This window comes from Cupriavidus sp. 01T418, assembly GCF_056398885.1.
In genome coordinates this window covers 63,711-80,261 of record NZ_JBFTQG010000014.1, presented here as the reverse complement: position 1 = coordinate 80,261, position 16,551 = coordinate 63,711, and the positions used below count along the sequence as shown (strand labels likewise).

Here is a 16,551-nt window from a genome sequence, read left to right as displayed (position 1 = left end):
CAGGACATCGCCATGAACGTATCCTTTGACTTCGCCGGCCGCCACGTCTTCGTGTTCGGCGGCACCACCGGCATCAACCTCGGCATTGCCCATGCCTTCGCCCGGCACGGCGCCTATGTGACCGTGGCCAGCCGCAAGCAGGAAAACGTGGATGCCGCAGTCGCCGCGTTGGCGGCGTACGGCGCCGGGGTGCTCGGCGTAACGGCCGACGTGCGCGACTTCGATGCAGTAGGCCGCGCCTTCGCCGCCGCGCACGCCCGCTTCGGCAAAATCGACGTGCTGGTCTCCGGCGCCGCCGGCAACTTCCTGGCCGAGCTCAACCAGCTCTCGTCCAACGGCTTCAAGGTGGTGGTCGATATCGACCTCAATGGCACCTTCCACGTGATGCGCCAGGCCTTCCCTTACCTGGCCAGTCCCGGCGCCTCGGTCATCAATATCACCGCGCCGCAGGGCGCGATCCCGATCCGCTACCAGGCCCATGTGTGCGCGGCCAAAGCCGGGGTGGACCAGCTCACCCGCGTGCTGGCGATGGAGTGGGGCGCCGCCGGCGTGCGGGTGAATGCCATCTCGCCGGGGCCCATCGCCGACACCGAAGGCATGCGCCGGCTCTCGCCGCAGGGCACGGAGGGCGGGGCGCTGGTGCGGGGGATGGTGCCGTTGGGGCGGCTGGGCACCAGCGAGGACATCGCCAACCTCGCCATGTTCCTCGGCTCGTCCGCGGCGTCGTTCATCTCGGGCGCGATCATCCCGTGCGATGGCGGCGGCGCCATCGACAGCGTCAAGCCGATGATCGAGGCTGCGGCCAGGGAGCAGGCGGCGCGCCCAGCCGGCTGATTCCGCCGGGAGCGGGACACTACAACATCAAAAGGAGACAAGCATGCAAGTACCGCAAGCATCGGCAGTGAGCCGCCGCATCCGACGCGTGGCGCTGGGCGATCTGCTGTATCGCACGGCCGCCAAGTTCGGAGACCGCCCCGCCGTGGTCGATGGCGAGCAACGCCTGAGCTATGCCGAGATGGATGCGCTCAGCTCGCGGTTCGCCCACTACCTGATCGAGGCGCATGGCAGCGGGGTCCAGGTCGCCACCCTGTGCGCCAACTCGGCCGACATGGTGGTTGTCATCAACGGCATCCATAAATCGGCCAATGTCTGGGTACCGGTCAATATCCAGCTCGACCCTGCGCAGATCGCCTACATCCTGCGCCATGCCGAGGTCTCATGCATCATCGCCGATGAGGTCCTATGCCGGCAGCCGCAGATGGCGGCGTTGCTGCAAGAGCTGGGACTGCCCATAGTGGTCACCATGGGCAGCGAGCCGAACCCGACAGGCGCGACGCTGGCAGCGCTGGCAAACGGCTTCCCCATCGTGCTGCCAGAGGTGGACATCGACGGCGACCAGCCCGCGCTGATCATGTACACCAGCGGCACGACCGGCAATCCAAAGGGCGTGGTGCATACGCATGCCTCGGTCTACAGTGCGGTGATCGGCAACCTTTCGACCTTTGCCTTTACTGCACAGGACGTGGTGACGGGAATCCTGCCGCTGTTTCACTGTGGGCAGCACGTGGTGGCTGCGGCGGCCTGTGCTGCCGGCGCCTGCATCGTGATGAGCCGGGGTTTCCAGCCGGGTCTCGTCATCGACAGTGTCATCAAGGAGCGAATCTCCGTGCTGGTGGGCCTGCCGATGATGTATGCGGCAATCCTGTCCGACGCCAAAGCCGCGACGGCGGATTTCTCGTCGCTACGCCTTTGTATCTACGCCATGGCGCCGATGCCGCGTCCGCTGGTGGAAAAAATCGCGTCGGTGATTAGCCCCAACATCATGCTGGTCACGGGGCAGACCGAGATTTACCCGGTCACGATGAGCTTCCGTCCGGTAGAGCATCCCGCGTGCGATGCGAACTATTGGGGGGTCTCCACGGTGGTTTCCGAGACCGCCATCATGAATGACGACGGCAGGGTCCTCGAGCCCGGCGAGGTCGGCGAGATCGTGCACCGTGGCCCGAACGTCATGCTTGGCTACTTCAAGGATCCCGCGGCGACCGAAGCGGTCCAGCAATTCGGTTGGCACCATACGGGCGATCTTGGCATGATCGACGAGGGCGGGCAGTTGCTTTTCCTCGATCGCAAGAAGGACATGATCAAGACCGGTGGCGAGAACGTGGCCAGTATCAAGGTCGAGTCCGCCATTCTGGCGCACCCCGCCGTGGCGGCGGTAGCGGTGGTTGGCTTGCCCCATCCTCACTGGAGCGAGGCCATCTGCGCCTTCGTGGTGCTGAAGCCCGGTGCGGACTGCAGCGAGGCCGAGCTGACCGAATACTGCCGCACCAGCCTCGGAAAGTTCGAGGTGCCGAAGGCGGTCAAGTTCATCGACGCGCTGCCGCATACCGCCACTGGCAAGATCCAGAAGCACATGCTGCGCAAGCAGTATGCGGACTGTTTCGCCGTAGCTGAGTGCTGACTGGCCCGCAGGCGGGCTGGGCATTTTTTAGTCGAGGAGCATCATGATCGGCAGAAAGGATCTGGGCCATCCCGATAGCGCAGCGCTCGTGGAACTGAGGGCGCTGCGCACGGAAATCCGCCGCACCAGCCGGCAGGCAAATCTGCAGGCTGTGTGCGCGGGCTGCTGGGGTAGCGATGCCTACAAGGCAGCGCTGGTAGCAGTGTTCGACGGCTGGATCGTCGGCAGCAGCGGGCAACGGCAGCTAGTGTGCTTCGCCTCGGCGGCCGAGATGGGGCTGCGCCGGGCTCCATTCTTTTACGTATCTATCATCGCCAGGAGGACCGCATGACCACCAACCCGTCTCCCGCCACCATTGGTGCCGCCCTGCGCCAGGCTAGCCAGCAATGGGGCCAGCGTACAGCCTATCTGTGCGAGCAGCAGGCGTACAGTTTCGCCGAGGCCGAGGCCGCTTCCGCACGGCTTGCCTGCGGCCTGCTTGGGCTTGGGCTTAAGCGCGGCGATCGCATTGGCGTGATCGCCTTGAACCAGATCGAGTGGCTGCAGTTGTTCTTCGCCGCGACACGCATCGGGATCGCGGTGGTGGGCCTGAGCGTGCGCTATCGCGACAACGAGATCGAGCACATGGTGAATGACAGCGCGGTCAAGGCTGTCTTCACGGTGCAGGAGTGCGAGGGCTTCGACTTCCTCGCCATACTGGAGCGGCTGGCGCCGCGCATGCCCGGCATGCAGCACGTGGGGCTGATCGACGCACCGCCATCACCCGAAACAGGCGCATTGCGGCTTTCGGCACTGGCTGCTACCGCGCCGGATGGCGCCGCGTTGGCTCGCGCCGAGGCTCAGGTCGAGCCAGCGGACCTGGCTATGGTGATCTACACATCGGGCACCACCGGACGGCCAAAGGGGGCCGGCCTGTCGCATCACAGCATGCTGGCGGCCGCATTGGCCCAGGCACGCCATGTGCGAATGACCGAGGCCGACCATATCCAATTGGCCCTGCCCTTCAACCATGTGGGAGGCATCACCTGCGGGGTGCTGACCTTCTTGCTGAGCGGCGGCGCCTGCGAACTCGTGCCGGCTTTCAAGGCCGACCTGATGCTCGCCATGATGCGCCAGCATCCGCCCACGATTCTCTCGGGCGTGCCAACCATGGCCACGCTGCTGTTGATGCACCCGGATGCAGCCGAGATGGACTTCTCTTCGATCCGGCTGGTGATCGTGGGCGGTGCCACTGCGGATGCCGTGTTGCTCGAGCAACTGCAGGCGCGCATGCCGCAGGCTTCGGTCATGAACTTATACGGCATGTCGGAAACGTCGGGGGCGATTGTCATGACACCCTGGGAAGCCGAGCGGGCGGATCTGATGCAATCGATCGGCCGTATCCTTGATACCGCGGCGATGCGCGTGGTCACGCGCGACGGCGAGAACGCGGTCGCGTGCGAGATTGGCGAGCTCTGGTTTCGCGGGGCCGGTGTCTGCGCGGGCTATGTGGGCGGCGCGGCCGGGGCCGATGGCTTTGACGCGCAAGGATGGCTGCACTCGGGTGACCTGGGCTACGTGGATGAGCGCGGCTTTATCTACCTGAAGGGCCGTAAGAAGGACATGTATATCCAGGGCGGCTTCAACGTCTATCCGGCCGAGATCGAAGGGGTGATCGCGCGGCACCCCGCCGTCATGATGGTTGCCGGCATTGGCGTGCCCGACCCAGTGATGGGGGAGATCGGGCGCTACTACATCGTGCCAAAACCCGGTTGCCAGGTCACGCAGGAGGAAATCCGCGTCTATTGCGCGACCCGCCTGGCCGACTACAAGGTGCCGCGCCAGGTGGTACTGCGGGACACGCTACCGCTGACGCCCGCTGGCAAGATCCACAAGGCGGCATTGCGCGCCGAGAGCGGAGCGAACCTCCCTTCGCTGCCTTCCTAGCCCGCGTGGGTGTCGGCATGGCACCCATAGCTGCCGGCCCTCGGCTGGCGCTTCCCGACCCACTACAGCCACCGGACCGGCGTCTTCGTCGACGACAGCCTTTAAGCTACAACAGTCATTCGCCCGGCCACGTCGGGCGGCGCGGCCTGGCGGGCGACTATCGAGTCCGAGACAAGGGAGCACGGTCAAGGAAGGAGCGGGAGCTCCAGCACATCGTCCGTGGTGTTTTTGTTCGTTCTATCGAAGGCTATATGGGCATTGATCGAGTTAGTTGTTGGGTGCCCATATCCAGCGTGTGTCCCCGCAGAGAAAAATGCCTTTGACGTGTGAGGTACAACCGGGCTCGGCACGTTGTTCGCGCTGGCTGCATCACCGTGATGGGGGACAATGATGGCATCGTATTGCCGGTTGGCCAGATTCACCACGTTCATATTGCCGTCGGTTAGCATCCTGGAATACACATAATCACCGGCAGCAAGGCCGAAAGTACCATTGCAATCAACGATCGCTACCAGGCATTCACCGTTTCGGTCGGAATGACTGGGGTTCGCGCGCAGGACTTCTAGCGAATTTTTGGCGTTCAGGGAGAAGGAATGATTGGAGAGGCCGACCACTTTGCCTTTAATGGCTGGCGCACTGAATGCCAGCGCCGGTTGCCCTGCTGGAAGACAGACCGCGCTCGTCGCACTTAGCAGTCCGCTGTCCCAGTCCAGTAGCCTCCAGTGGTCGGAATCCGGGTGAGAGAGAATGGCCATCACTGTGTTGAGGTTTTGGATCGTAGACCTGAGTTGGTTTACAAAGGGTCGTCCGCCAACGTGCACGCCGCTCCGGTATTCGCCGCGTCGAACGGGCACTCCAGCCCCGGCATCCAGTAAATAGCCGACTCCACCCCCGTGGAGTAAACTGCACATGCCTTGCCCTACGTGGAAGCCGGTCAGATCAACTGTCTGGCCCTATGGGACAGATAAAGTGGCCACCGTACCGACGCTCAACGGCAGTACGGGAGGGCCACTCACCGGATAAATGTCCAGGATTGTTAGATACGTCGGATCCGCGTCTGCAAAGGCAGGGTACGCGTAACTGACAGTGTGGGTCGCACATGGAACGAAACGAATGCTGATCCAGTCTGTCCCACCGCCCGGATCCTCCTCGCTGGTGCCTTGGATTGTCGCCAGCCCGTTATAAATGCTACCGAGCGAGCGAGCGTGATGGTTGAAGTCGTCCCAACCCTGGTCGATGATGTACGTTTGACATCCGCGGGGCGTGTTAAAAAACTGCCCCTTGAAGCTGACGTCCGAAACCGCGATGAAGCGGATGCAGTTTTGCCCGGGGTCATAGTCTTGAATGGCCCACTGGTTATCGATCTGGGCGTAGAGGATATCAAACGGACCTTCGAGCTGAAACATGTCTCGGCCTCCGGGATGATATTGACGGGAGGAAGTCGCTCACGAACCGCAGCAAGTATAGGCCGCCGCCCTGCAGGTATCCAAAGCGAAAAAGTAATGGCTGAGGGTGACGAAACTGGGCTGGGGTCGGGCGAGGTGGCACGTCACAACGCTACTCTGAGGGGGAACCGAGCAGTCCACGCCACCCTGCATCAGCTATTTCAAGCCCTCGGCGAGTCACGCTGTTTCACGCCCTTGGGGGCTTGACCGAAGCAGGTCCGTTACGCCGCAACCTTCCAGGGTCAAGGAAGGAGCGGCTGTTCAAGTATATCGTCGACCGTGTTCCTGTTCGTAACAGCGAAGCGAGCCTCCTGGTGTGCGGAGGCCGGGCTCGTTGCCGGTGATTATGTATGCATCCCGGATGCACATTGACGCACCATCGCAATCGACGATCGACACGAGGCATTCGCCATTTCGGTCGGAACGGCTGGGGTTCGCGCGAAGGACCTCGAGGGGAATTGTTGGCGTTCAGCGTGAACGTGCTATCTGAAAGCCCGACGACTTTGCCTTTGACCGCTGGCGCGCTGAATGCCAACGCCGGGTGTCCTGCGGGAAAATTAGACTGCGCTCGTCTTGATTAGCAGGGCATTAACCCAGTCCAGTAGCCGCCAGTGATCGGACTCGGGATGAGACAGAATTGTGACGAGTTGGTTGAGGCTTTGAATCGCGTGCCTGAGGCGGTTCACAAAGGGACGACCGTCAGCATGTGTGCCACTCCGGTAATCGGGACGTAGGACCACCTCGTTATACAGAAGTCATGAATCCCCCCGCAGCGCCTGAATCGTGAATGCGGCATCCATGGTTCGCTGCATGCCGATCCAGATCGTCTTGGCGCCGGGCTCGCCATCGCTTTTGCGCCCAAGGAACCCGCCCCAGGGACGCCACCAGACGAATCATCTTGTTGAGCGTGACCGGTGTCTTTGGACGAGCCTTCTTGGCGAGCAGGTAGGCGCCCCGAACCGCGTCGGCCTCAAAGAACAGTGAGGCATCCAGCTTGGGGCAGGTTCTGCCCAGCCGCATCAAGCGGGCAATGCGCCATGCCACCACCATGTACAGCACCAAGGCCCGCTCCAACCGATCCATCTGCGATAGCTGCAGCGCTTCGCCCTTGCACCCGGTCTTCAGGACATGGAAGAACATCTCAACCTCCCAACTGGCCCGGTACCAGTCGATGAGTTCAACCACCGCGTCCGCGTCCGCAGCCTCGCGGTTGGGCAGCAGCCGCCATACCACCGGCTTGATGCCGGCGGGCGCGTCGACCTGACGGGCCACCACACAGGTAAGCGCCAGACCGCTGCGCCCCGGCAGCTTTACCCGTTATGCGCGCAACTCTTGTCTGACCTGGCGTGCCTTGCAGCCCGCGTGCCTCGGTAAAATGAAGGTGGTTTCTCCCAGTACCGCGCTGGCGTCAACGCTATCCCACAACTTGCCGGCCACGGCAAGGTTGCGGTTGTGCTGACAGCGGATCAGCCAGTCGGCCGGGTGGCCCAGTGCCTGTGTACGAGCTATCAACGCGGCGATATCCCCCCTCCCGATCCGTCACATAGACGAGCCGTGTCTGCGGCAGTAGCGCGGCGAGCTCGTCAGTGGTTGGATGCACAATAGCGCGCTTTTTCGCGATGTGGTAGGTCTGCTACTGTCCCTTCGTCTGGCGATGGCAACGCCGAGCGAACGCCCATCAAATCCACTGCTGCCAACGTCTGCATCCATCGCTCGCCTTATCTTCGTGGCCGCATGTCGCGCGCAACGACGCGCGCGTTTGGCTCAGGCATCGCCCTGCACCTGTTTGGCGCCTACTTGTCGTATGTGCGCGGACTCGAGATGCCGCTAGCGTTCTCCACCGCAAACCTCCTCCGGGCGCATGTGAAAGCCGACAACGTCCAGCCGATCGCCATCTAAGGCGAGAAGCGCCTCGCCGAATACCCCGAGGTGCCGACTGTGCAGGAGGTGGAATAGGACCCGGCGCTCCAGCCTAGCGGCTGGGTCGGGCTCTTTGCGCCGACGGGCACGCCAGCCCCGGTGATCGCGACGCTGCAAAAGGAAGTCGCTGCTGCCCTGAAGACCCTGACCTCAAGCACTTCGCCGAAGCCGTTGGGGTGGACCTGGTAGGAAATTGGACCGAAGTTTGCCAAGGACATCGAGCGCGCCCGTCAGACCGCCCAGCGTTTCGTCACCGCCTCCGGCGTCAAGCTCGATTGACCGGCGGGTGCGTATCGGCAGAAACCGGACTGCTGAGGCAAGTCGGCCTATTGTTTTGGGACAGCGCCGCTGCGGCCGTCTGGTTGGTAGGCTGCCTGGACGAAGGGAGAGGCATCACTGAGCGTCGCCCTCGGCTCACTTGGCGAATTCGCGCTCGACGCTCACCGTGGCGGATCCGGTATTGTTGCTGACGAAAAGATCGGCACTTCCCGGCCACATGATCACCGCGTCATTGACATACAAGAACAGTTCACCCGTCGTACGCGCCTTGATCTCGGTGGTCAGCACCTTCCGGCTGTCCGGCGTTGGGGCGCATGACAGTGCCCGTTCGGCGGCGGGGCCGGTGATCTTGCCTCGAATACCGCGGCCGTGCGCGGGGTCAGGGAGTTGACAAGCCGGATAAGTATGCGGTTCGAAACCGTCTTCTGGCCCGAGGACATATTCGTCATTGCCGATTTCGTCGATCCGGGCAATCGGGTTGAACCAGTTCGCTGTCCAGGCGCGTTTTAGTGGCGTCGCGGTGAACAGGGCGAAATTGTTTGCCGGAAAACCTCCGACATCCGCGCGCATCGTCCGATCGAACCATGGCTGCCGCGTCGTGATCGTGATGCGATAGTGTCGGCCGGTTACAAGTACCAACCCGGAAGCCCAGCACATCGAGTCGGTCTGGAAAGTCCTGTCACTCAAGCCAATTCTCTCCGTCTTTCGTGCGTCCCCCATCACGCTTCCTTTGCAAAAAAGGCCGGCTGCGTTGAACGCTTCGTACAGGGCTTGATTCACAATGAGCCAACCCGCAACGACGAGTAACAGCGCGAATGTGATCGGTACGACCCGCTTAAAGGCCAGTCTGCTGATGCTACGCAAGTACGCATTTTCCCGTAGCCATCTGGCGACCGCCATCGCGAACGTGCCCTCGATGGGGTCCGTCGCGGTCCCCGATTGCGACGTTGGTCGCCGACCAACCATGCGTATCCCGAGCAGCGCGGTTAGCACTCCCGTTAGTATTGCGAGTTCGGCAAAAAGCATTGTTTCGGATGGACTGTGGATCCGCGACCAAACCATGTAGGCGACCGTGACGATGAGCGCCACGGCGACACCATTACGCCAGCCTTTCTGGCTTTGCTTGTACCATTCGGCGTAAGGTTTCCGAAAACTACGGTGCCAGGCGAGACGCGAGCGATCGTGAATGCGGCCCTTGAGGATATTGCTACCCAATATGCAGCCTACGATGGTGAGCATGATCAGGCCCATTTCCAGGGAATGCTCTTTAAGGCCCTCCGTCCAGCCCTCTGCGTAGCGGGGTATCAGTCCGCTCAGTGCATCCGTGAGATTGCTAATGGGCCCGCGCGAGCCGTTGTCGATCTGACTGCTCCAGTCATGGATAGTGCTCGCAAGGCCAGAACCGATAAATGGAATTCGTTCGACGATCCAGCGCACTGAGCTGGACAGTAAATCGCCAAGCCACGGATAAGCGATCAGGAGCAAAGTCGCCACGACGGTGACGACGTAAAGGCAATTGCGCCAGAAAACCGTGTCCCATACAAAACAGATGAACTCCCGGTCTGGACTCTCAAGCTGCCTGATGGCTTCTGTCAACTGAGCCTTTTCTCTGGTGATTGCGGCATCGTCTGTATTGAGGGTGGGGCGTGCGATCAAAGCCACCCGCTTCGTCTCGTCCAACTTTAGCGACAGGGGGGCGCCCTCCATTGGGAGCAACGTGCCATCGGGGGCAAGCACCCAGAATTCGTTTGGCAGAGAAATGGGTGAGTAGTGGTCGGATCCGTACGCCATTCGCATCACGACACTACCGTGAATGATGGGCAGGATGCGATAATCGTCTTTGTCCTTTGCGACCCAGATCTGGCGGGGTCCATAATGGTAATAACAACCGAAGCCCGCTCGGGAATCGTAAATGCGGGCGTAGGGCGACTTCGCGGCACAGACTTGCGCCACGGCCAGCTCGTCCAGGCTAAGACCCGCTGCAATCGCCTCTGCCATCATCCATTCCAGGGAGACGAGCGAGAGCTGGTCCTCAGGATACCCGCCACCGACATTGGAATGCACGCCGGCGAACCAGACCTGTGCGAGACGACCCGCTGGAACCTGGCCCCTGGCAATCAAGTCGGCTTCCGCGACCTCATCCCAAAGGACAGGATGGAAGGTCGTGCGCTCGTCATCGAGCGAGAGGGCATGGCAGGCCTGCTGGACACGCGGCGAAAGGGTCGTGTCACCAAACAGCATAGGCCAAAGCACCAGATCGATACCGCGCTTCAAGCCAGCGATCGGCATGCCATAGGCGTCGACTGTATCCCATAGCCCGATAAACCGAATTGGGATGTTTGCTCGACCTGCCGACGTCGTCAGTTCTTTGATTTTGTTATAGCTGTGATATCCCTTTATACGATCTTTCGCCCAAATCAGGCCGTCTCGTAGCCATCGCATCACGAAGACGAAGGGGCTGCGCGAGGGGAATCTTGCCGCCCGATAGTGGCGATAGGCGGCTGCCGCATTTCTCGTCAGTTCCTCGTCCGAGTGTGCGATGACTAATCCTTCGGTCGCGATGAGATCCAGCAATACACGAATCGTGAAAGCGCCTCGGCTGAAGCCGAAACCATAGATACGGTCATCGGCATCGTAGTTCAGGCAAACGAATTTGTAGAGGTTGAGGACGTTGCGCTTCAGGCCCCAGCCAAAGGCGCCCCCGATCGCAGCAAGATACTTGTTGGACGAAGTGCCGACGCCGTCATCATATCTCGCGATCTGCGCTGGCGTCGTCTGATCGAGTGCCTGGAACAGGCGCCAGACATTCGTCTTTTGTGCCTTCGCTGAACTGTTGCCGGTGCCATCAGAGAAGAGAACAATATTTTTCATGGTTCGCCTCCCGAATCTGCCAGCCCCCTGACAGCCCCCTGACAGCCCCCGCAAAAGACCAGTGAACCACGACGGCCAACTCACGGGTCCAAACTCGTCTGAGTATAGTGAGCGAAACTGGATTTGACATCCCGTTATTAGGGGGCGCCGGACTTTGGAAACGGCGTCATCACCCTTTCCGGTCAACCTTGCCGAGGGTGAGGGACGGGTATCCGCGGCTCCCGACGCTTGGTTTCGCTGTACAAAAGCTTGGACATCTACTGCGACCCCGAGCGATATTTGGTCAAGGGCTGCTTCGACCTCACTAATAACCACATCCCTGAGGTCCACGGCTTCATACCCCTGCGGGATTGGCTGCAACGGAACTCTGAACCCATGCAATCTGTAACGGTGACAGTCTTGGATCCGGCCGCCATCTAGGTTGGCCGCACCTGGTCCGAGTATTTGGGGGAGCGGCGTGGCCGAGAGCTCGAAGACACTCCTCTCCTAAGGGGGCTCCCAAGGCATTGCTCTTTCGTCTGCTGCATGACCTTCGCGACCCTGTCTCTCGGAGATTAAATGACCGCTTGTTGAGTGGTGCGGCCATGCGAATGTCTCGATGACGCATCGTTCGAGGGGCCCTTCATGGCCGATAAGCGACCTTGTCGGGTCGTTAGGCCTAGCACCGCCGCACGTGTCACGGAGCCGCCCCCTCCGCTTACACTTGGCGCCTCCGGCAATACCAACCCAAAGACCATGAATAAAGCGGGGCGAATCAAATCCTGGCATGCGGATAAGGGCTATGGCTTCATCGACATTCACGCGGACCTCAAGGACGTGTTCTTCCATGTCAGCGCATTGCAGACTCGCTCAGTTCAACCGAAGCCGGGTGACCGCGTGAGCTTCGAGCTCGCCAGAGGAAAGGATGGCCGGATGCAGGCGCTCAACGTCACGATAGCGGGCGCACCGAAGTCCGGCGGCGGCGGGGCAAGCTGGTTGCCGGCGCTCGTCGGTCTGGCGGCCTTGGCAACCATAGTCGTTGGTGCGCTTCGTGGTTACCTCCCTCAACAGGCCGGCATCGTCGGTGTTCTCGCCAGCGTCATCGCATTCCTCGCGTACGCTGACGACAAGGCGCGGGCAAACCGAAACGCGTGGCGCATTCCTGAGGCCAATTTGCATCTGATTGCACTCTGCGGCGGATGGCCAGGCGCGCTCGCCGCCCAACACCTCTTTCGGCACAAGAACCGGAAGCAGGCGTTCCAGGTTGTCTTCTGGGGCACCGTGGCCTTGAACATCGGCGCGCTGGTGCTGTGGAAGACGGCCATTGCCAATTGATGTACGAAGAGGGGGGGGAGCGACAGCGCGGATAGGGTGACTGCTACCGGCTGACCCGGAAATTGGAGGTCGCTCTTCAGGCACCAGTTGGTCCGCCGATGCCGTCACCCTGCAAGCGACTCCCAGATCCCGGCTTGCAGATTTCCATGCAGATTTCCGGATACACGGACCTATAATCCCGAATTCAAGATGTTTATTTCCCAGATACACGGGATTATTCATCCTGCCAGCAGGCGATCGGCTTCGGGCCGTGCCTTTGTCCAGCTTGTGGGGGGAGCAACCCAGATTCCCACCCCGCTTTCCTTGCATCATGGCTCGCCTCAGACTCGAATTTCCCGAAGACCAGTATTGCTACTCCACGCACCTCACGGTGCGCGTGACCGACATCAACTCGGCCAACCACCTCGGCAACGACTCGATGATCTCGATGATTTCCGAGGCACGCGCCCGCTTCCTGTTCGAGTTCGGCATCCAGGAAACCCAGGGCGACGGCGTCGGCATCATCGTCAGCGACCTTGCCACCACCTACCGTACCGAGGCCCACGCCCGCGACCAGCTGTTGTTCGAGGTCGGGGTGATGGATTTCAACCGGTACGGTGGCGACATCACGTTCCGCATCACGCGCCCGCAGGATCTGGCGCTGGTGGCGATGGCCAAGTCCGGCTTTGTCTTTTTCAACTACGAGTTCAAGAAGGTGGTGCCGATGCCGGAAGCCTTCTCCGGCAAGTTCTCCAAGGTCAACTGGGTCGACTGATCGGCAGATCGCCTGATCGCCTGATTGCTTGATCGGTTGAGCGGCACAGGCGCGACATGGGGTAAGGTGTGAGCAATGCCATCCGCGCCACGCTTTCCGCCATGGGTTTCTTCGATTCGCTCTTCCTGCGCAAGCCGTCGCCGGACCGTTTCGCGGCGCAGTTCATCGCCGCGGCCAAGCGGCAGGGTTTCGAGGGCCACCTCGTATTCAATGCGGACGAGTTCCGGCTCGAGCACGGGCGCAATGCCTTTTTCAACCTCCACAATGCCTACCGGGCGTATTGCGAGGCACGCGGCGCGCAGCGCGACAAGGCGCTGCACAGCTTCGTGGCCACCTTGTGCTCCAGCGGGCAGGCCACGCCGGCCCTGCTGTCCGCGGCCGGCCCCATGCTCCGCCCGCTGATCCGCAGCCGCTCGCTGATCGACGAAATCCGCTTGCACCATATGCGCACGCAAGGCGATGGCCGCGCATTCGAGACCGCCTACCTGCCCTTCGGCGAGGATTGCGTGATCCTGCTGGCGGTGGACTATCCGGAAACCACGTCGACCTTGTTGAGTGGTCCCGCAGCTTCCTGGCAACTGACCCTGGACCAGGCGCTGAGGATCGCCGGCGACAACTTGCGCGACCACACCGCCGAGGCCTTCGCGCAGGTAGCCCAGGGTGTGTACCGCGGGGCCTGGAACGACGGCTACGAGGCCAGTCGCGCGCTGCTGCCGGATGTGCTGCAGCGGGTGCCGGTGCGCGGCCGCCCGGTGTTCATGATGCCCACCCGCGAGGTGCTGCTGGTGACGGGCGACCAGGACGATGCGGGGCAGCTGCACATGGTGGAGCTGAGCCTGCAGGCTTCACGGCAGGGCCGCACGATCTCGCCTGCCATGTTCCGCTACGCGCCCGGGAGCGCGGCGCATGCCTTGCCGTCGGGCGCGGAGGTGTCGCATTTCGTGCCGGCCGGCGCCCAGGCGGCGCGGCATCTTGCCCACCTGGAGCGGCTGTACCGCAAGGAGGAATACGACGCGCAGAAAGCCGCCCTCGACCGCCTGAACGCGCGGGACGGCGCCGATGTGTTCCTGGCCAGCTACCTGCTCTACGGCCAGCAGGGCGATCCCGTTGCCTCGTTTTCGATCACCACCTGGACCCGTGGCGTGGATACCTCGCTGCCGCGCGCGGATCGCATCGAACTGGTGAGACCCGATGCCGAGGATGCCCCTGGGAAGACGCGGGTGGTGGGATGGCAGCAAGCGCAGGCGCTGCTAGGCGACCTGATCGAGGAAGAAGCGCACTATCCCGCCAGGTATCGTGTACGGCGCTTTCCGGACGAAAGCCGCCTGGCGCTGCTCGATGAGATCGGCTGACGCCCGCCAGCGCTGCGCTGCCCGGCCAGGCTAGCGTGTCTTGCGAAAGGTCAGATTGATCCGCTCGCGCCCCACCAGCGCATGGTCGCCGTCGGCAAGCGGCGCGATGCCATGGAACGCCAGGCGTGCGGGGCCGCCCCATACCACCACGTCGCCATGCGCAAGCCGCACGCGTAGCGGGCGCTCGGCACGCCGCAGGCCGCCGAACAGGAATATGGCGGGCAGGCCGAGCGAAACCGAGACGATGGGCGCGCGCAGGTCGAGTTCGTCGCGGTCCTGGTGCAGGGAGAGGCGGGTGCCGGGCGCGTAACGGTTGAGCAGGCAGGCGTCCGGCACGAAACCGGCGAAGCCGGCAGCGGCGGCCGCATCGCGCGCCAGCGACAAGAAGGCCGGCGGCATGGCTGGCCATGGCTGGCCACTGAGCGGGTCGGCCGGTTCATAGCGGTAGCCGGTGACATCCGAGACCCAGCCAAACGGGCCGCAGTTGGTCATGGCCACCGACATGCGCAGCCCGCCCGGCGTGATGAGGTGGCGCCATGGCGCTTGCGCCGCAATACCACGCACGGTATCCAGCAGGGTTTGGTCATGCTCGCGCGCGAAACCGCGCAATACCACCGCGCCGGGCACGATCGGCTCGGCGTGGGGTGCGGCTTGCGGCAGGGAGTCAAACAGGTCGAAGGTCATGGCGTTCTGGCGGGCCGGGCGCACCAGCCTTGGCGGCTGCGGCCCCGGGCTAAAACGACATGGTAAGCGCGAACGCAAGTGGCTGCTTCGGGCACGCCGGCATGTGCGCCGACGCCCCCATCGCGCCCGCGCGTTCAGGCGAAGGTGTCGACCTCGCCACGCGCGAGGGTACGTGCCACCGGTGCCGTGGGGCCTGCATTGACCGGGGCGGCGGTGGTGCCGGCCAGCGTGCCGAAGCCGTTCTGCGGGCTGCCCGGCTGGCGTTGTTGCTGCTGGCCATTGCCCGCCTGGCCGGCAAAGCTGTCGGCGCCGACTGAGGTCTGGCCCAGCTGGATGCCGTTGTCGGCCAGCGCGGTGCGCAGCTGCGGCAGCGCCGCCTCGACCGCGGCACGCACGGCTGCGTGGGGTGAGACGAACTGGGCCTGGGCCTGGTCGTTGACGACGTTGAGCACGACCTTGAGCGGGCCGAGATCGGGCGGGTTGAGCTGCAGCTCGGCGGTGTGGTTGCCTTGGGTCGACAGGCGCACCATCTGCTGGCCGAGCGCTTGCGGCCATTGGCCATCGCCTACCGGCGGAGCGATCGGCAGCGAGGTGGCTGGCGACAGGCCGCCGGCGGTCGGCGCCTGGCTCGCGGCCATGGTGCTTGCGGCCATCAGCGGCATGGCGGCCGCGCCGGCTGGTGCGGCTTCCGTGCTGGCCGGTTCAGCGGCGCGCATGGCTGCCGCCAGTTGCATCGGGTTGGCCGGCGCGGCAGTGGCGGGAGCCTGGGGCTGGTTGCCCTTGCCGGCTTCGCCAATCTGCAGCGGGGCCTTGTACTGCTGGCCGGCCGCGGCGTCCTGCTGCCCGGCGCCGGACTGTCCCTTGCCGGCTTGCTGGCCCGCCATGGCGGCCGTCAGGCTGGCAGCCAGGTCCGGGCTGGCCTTGGATGCTTCGCCGGCCGGGGTGGCCACGGCCTTGTCCCCGGTTGCGGCCTGGGTGACCGCCGCGCTTTGCGGCACGGCTTGCGGCACGGCTTGCAGCACTGCGCGTTGCGAAGCGATCGTGGCCAGCGTATCGGCTGCCGCCGGGCTTGCCGGCGTGGCGGCTGCCGTGGAGGCCTGGGCAGGGTCCGTCAGGTCCTTCAGGTCTTTCAGGCTGGCCTGGGCGCCCGGCACCGCCGCCGCGCCGGGCAGTCCGGCCGCCGCCGGCTGCGCATCGTTGGCTGCCGGCGTGGCAGTCTGGGCCGGTTGCGGCGCCAGCAGGGCGGCCAGCGCGGCGGCTGCGGACTGGGCGGTGAGGTCCGCTGCCGCTTCCTGGCCCTGGTCGCCGCCCTTGTCCTGGCGGCGCGACGGCTTGGCCGCTACCGTGCTGCCTTGCGTGGCTTGCGCGGGGCTGCTGCTGCTGGCGGCGCGATCCTTGCCGCCTGCGCGCGCCAGCGCATCGCCGAACCCCTGCGACTGCGTATCGTTGCTGCTGGCGTTGCTGGCGTTGCTGGCGTTGCTGGCGCTGCGCGAGGAGGCCGCCGTGCTGGCGGCAGTGCTGGCAATCTGGCTGATATCGATCATT

Annotated in this window: 13 protein-coding genes and 1 pseudogene; 8 read left to right on the top strand and 6 right to left on the bottom strand. The window is 63.3% G+C overall.

Going from position 1 to position 16,551, the window contains the following annotated elements:
- Positions 1-12: 12 nt before the first annotated feature.
- From AC1DQ3_RS16545 to AC1DQ3_RS16530, 4 genes are read left to right on the top strand one after another with little or no spacing between them, the layout of a single operon-like run.
- Positions 13-834 carry an SDR family oxidoreductase gene (locus AC1DQ3_RS16545; protein ID WP_477121247.1) on the top strand — a complete coding sequence of 274 codons (822 nt, stop codon included), beginning with the start codon at positions 13-15 and terminating at the stop codon, positions 832-834.
- Between the two features lie 43 nt (positions 835-877).
- Positions 878-2,461 carry a class I adenylate-forming enzyme family protein gene (locus AC1DQ3_RS16540; protein WP_477121246.1) on the top strand — a complete coding sequence of 528 codons (1,584 nt, stop codon included), beginning with the start codon at positions 878-880 and terminating at the stop codon, positions 2,459-2,461.
- Positions 2,462-2,504: 43 nt separating this feature from the next.
- Positions 2,505-2,792: a hypothetical protein gene (locus AC1DQ3_RS16535; protein WP_477121245.1), complete on the top strand. Its 288-nt coding sequence runs from the start codon at positions 2,505-2,507 to the stop codon at positions 2,790-2,792.
- Positions 2,789-4,387 carry a class I adenylate-forming enzyme family protein gene (locus AC1DQ3_RS16530; RefSeq protein WP_477121244.1) on the top strand — a complete coding sequence of 533 codons (1,599 nt, stop codon included), beginning with the start codon at positions 2,789-2,791 and terminating at the stop codon, positions 4,385-4,387. Before AC1DQ3_RS16535 ends, AC1DQ3_RS16530 begins: the two co-directional genes overlap by 4 nt.
- 185 nt (positions 4,388-4,572) lie before the next feature.
- Here AC1DQ3_RS16530 and AC1DQ3_RS16525 read toward each other — a convergent pair whose 3' ends face one another.
- From AC1DQ3_RS16525 to AC1DQ3_RS16515, 3 genes and pseudogenes are all read right to left on the bottom strand, one after another.
- Positions 4,573-5,142 (bottom strand): ComEC/Rec2 family competence protein, encoded by a 570-nt coding sequence (locus tag AC1DQ3_RS16525; protein WP_477121243.1) that lies wholly within the window; start codon positions 5,140-5,142, stop codon positions 4,573-4,575.
- A 198-nt stretch (positions 5,143-5,340) separates the two neighbouring features.
- Positions 5,341-5,793 carry a hypothetical protein gene (locus tag AC1DQ3_RS16520; RefSeq protein ID WP_477121242.1) on the bottom strand — a complete coding sequence of 151 codons (453 nt, stop codon included), beginning with the start codon at positions 5,791-5,793 and terminating at the stop codon, positions 5,341-5,343.
- A 794-nt stretch (positions 5,794-6,587) separates the two neighbouring features.
- Positions 6,588-7,414, bottom strand: a pseudogene (locus AC1DQ3_RS16515) (IS4 family transposase); the annotation flags it as partial.
- Between the two features lie 152 nt (positions 7,415-7,566).
- Here AC1DQ3_RS16515 and AC1DQ3_RS16510 point away from each other — a divergent pair.
- The gene (locus AC1DQ3_RS16510) at positions 7,567-7,731 is read left to right on the top strand and encodes a hypothetical protein (RefSeq protein WP_477121241.1); all 165 of its coding nucleotides are present in this window, start codon (positions 7,567-7,569) and stop codon (positions 7,729-7,731) included.
- Positions 7,732-8,166: 435 nt separating this feature from the next.
- On the opposite strand, the gene AC1DQ3_RS16505 is transcribed toward AC1DQ3_RS16510, so the two are convergent.
- Positions 8,167-10,902 carry a DUF2235 domain-containing protein gene (locus AC1DQ3_RS16505; protein ID WP_477121240.1) on the bottom strand — a complete coding sequence of 912 codons (2,736 nt, stop codon included), beginning with the start codon at positions 10,900-10,902 and terminating at the stop codon, positions 8,167-8,169.
- A 735-nt stretch (positions 10,903-11,637) separates the two neighbouring features.
- On the opposite strand from AC1DQ3_RS16505, the gene AC1DQ3_RS16500 reads away from it, so the two are divergent.
- From AC1DQ3_RS16500 to AC1DQ3_RS16490, 3 genes are all read left to right on the top strand, one after another.
- On the top strand, positions 11,638-12,216 hold the full coding sequence (locus AC1DQ3_RS16500) for a DUF1294 domain-containing protein (protein ID WP_477121239.1): 579 nt from the start codon (positions 11,638-11,640) through the stop codon (positions 12,214-12,216).
- Between the two features lie 310 nt (positions 12,217-12,526).
- Entirely contained in the window at positions 12,527-12,970 is a 444-nt protein-coding gene (locus tag AC1DQ3_RS16495) for a thioesterase family protein (protein ID WP_477121238.1), read from the top strand.
- Positions 12,971-13,038: 68 nt separating this feature from the next.
- Positions 13,039-14,322: a DUF1444 domain-containing protein gene (locus tag AC1DQ3_RS16490; protein ID WP_477121237.1), complete on the top strand. Its 1,284-nt coding sequence runs from the start codon at positions 13,039-13,041 to the stop codon at positions 14,320-14,322.
- A 30-nt stretch (positions 14,323-14,352) separates the two neighbouring features.
- Here AC1DQ3_RS16490 and alkB read toward each other — a convergent pair whose 3' ends face one another.
- Both alkB and AC1DQ3_RS16480 read right to left on the bottom strand, forming a co-directional pair.
- Entirely contained in the window at positions 14,353-15,006 is a 654-nt protein-coding gene (alkB, locus tag AC1DQ3_RS16485) for a DNA oxidative demethylase AlkB (protein ID WP_477121236.1), read from the bottom strand.
- A gap of 134 nt (positions 15,007-15,140) precedes the next feature.
- Entirely contained in the window at positions 15,141-16,550 is a 1,410-nt protein-coding gene (locus tag AC1DQ3_RS16480; protein WP_477121235.1) for a flagellar hook-length control protein FliK, read from the bottom strand.
- Between the last annotated feature and the right edge of the window lies 1 nt (position 16,551).

Coding starts and splice junctions, on each gene's coding strand:
- AC1DQ3_RS16545 (WP_477121247.1), top strand. CDS start 13: ATGAACGTATCCTTTGACTTCGCCGGCCGCCACGTCTTCGTGTTCGGC.
- AC1DQ3_RS16540 (WP_477121246.1), top strand. CDS start 878: ATGCAAGTACCGCAAGCATCGGCAGTGAGCCGCCGCATCCGACGCGTG.
- AC1DQ3_RS16535 (WP_477121245.1), top strand. CDS start 2,505: ATGATCGGCAGAAAGGATCTGGGCCATCCCGATAGCGCAGCGCTCGTG.
- AC1DQ3_RS16530 (WP_477121244.1), top strand. CDS start 2,789: ATGACCACCAACCCGTCTCCCGCCACCATTGGTGCCGCCCTGCGCCAG.
- AC1DQ3_RS16525 (WP_477121243.1), bottom strand. CDS start 5,142: ATGGCCATTCTCTCTCACCCGGATTCCGACCACTGGAGGCTACTGGAC.
- AC1DQ3_RS16520 (WP_477121242.1), bottom strand. CDS start 5,793: ATGTTTCAGCTCGAAGGTCCGTTTGATATCCTCTACGCCCAGATCGAT.
- AC1DQ3_RS16510 (WP_477121241.1), top strand. CDS start 7,567: ATGTCGCGCGCAACGACGCGCGCGTTTGGCTCAGGCATCGCCCTGCAC.
- AC1DQ3_RS16505 (WP_477121240.1), bottom strand. CDS start 10,902: ATGAAAAATATTGTTCTCTTCTCTGATGGCACCGGCAACAGTTCAGCG.
- AC1DQ3_RS16500 (WP_477121239.1), top strand. CDS start 11,638: ATGAATAAAGCGGGGCGAATCAAATCCTGGCATGCGGATAAGGGCTAT.
- AC1DQ3_RS16495 (WP_477121238.1), top strand. CDS start 12,527: ATGGCTCGCCTCAGACTCGAATTTCCCGAAGACCAGTATTGCTACTCC.
- alkB (WP_477121236.1), bottom strand. CDS start 15,006: ATGACCTTCGACCTGTTTGACTCCCTGCCGCAAGCCGCACCCCACGCC.
- AC1DQ3_RS16480 (WP_477121235.1), bottom strand. CDS start 16,550: ATGATCGATATCAGCCAGATTGCCAGCACTGCCGCCAGCACGGCGGCC.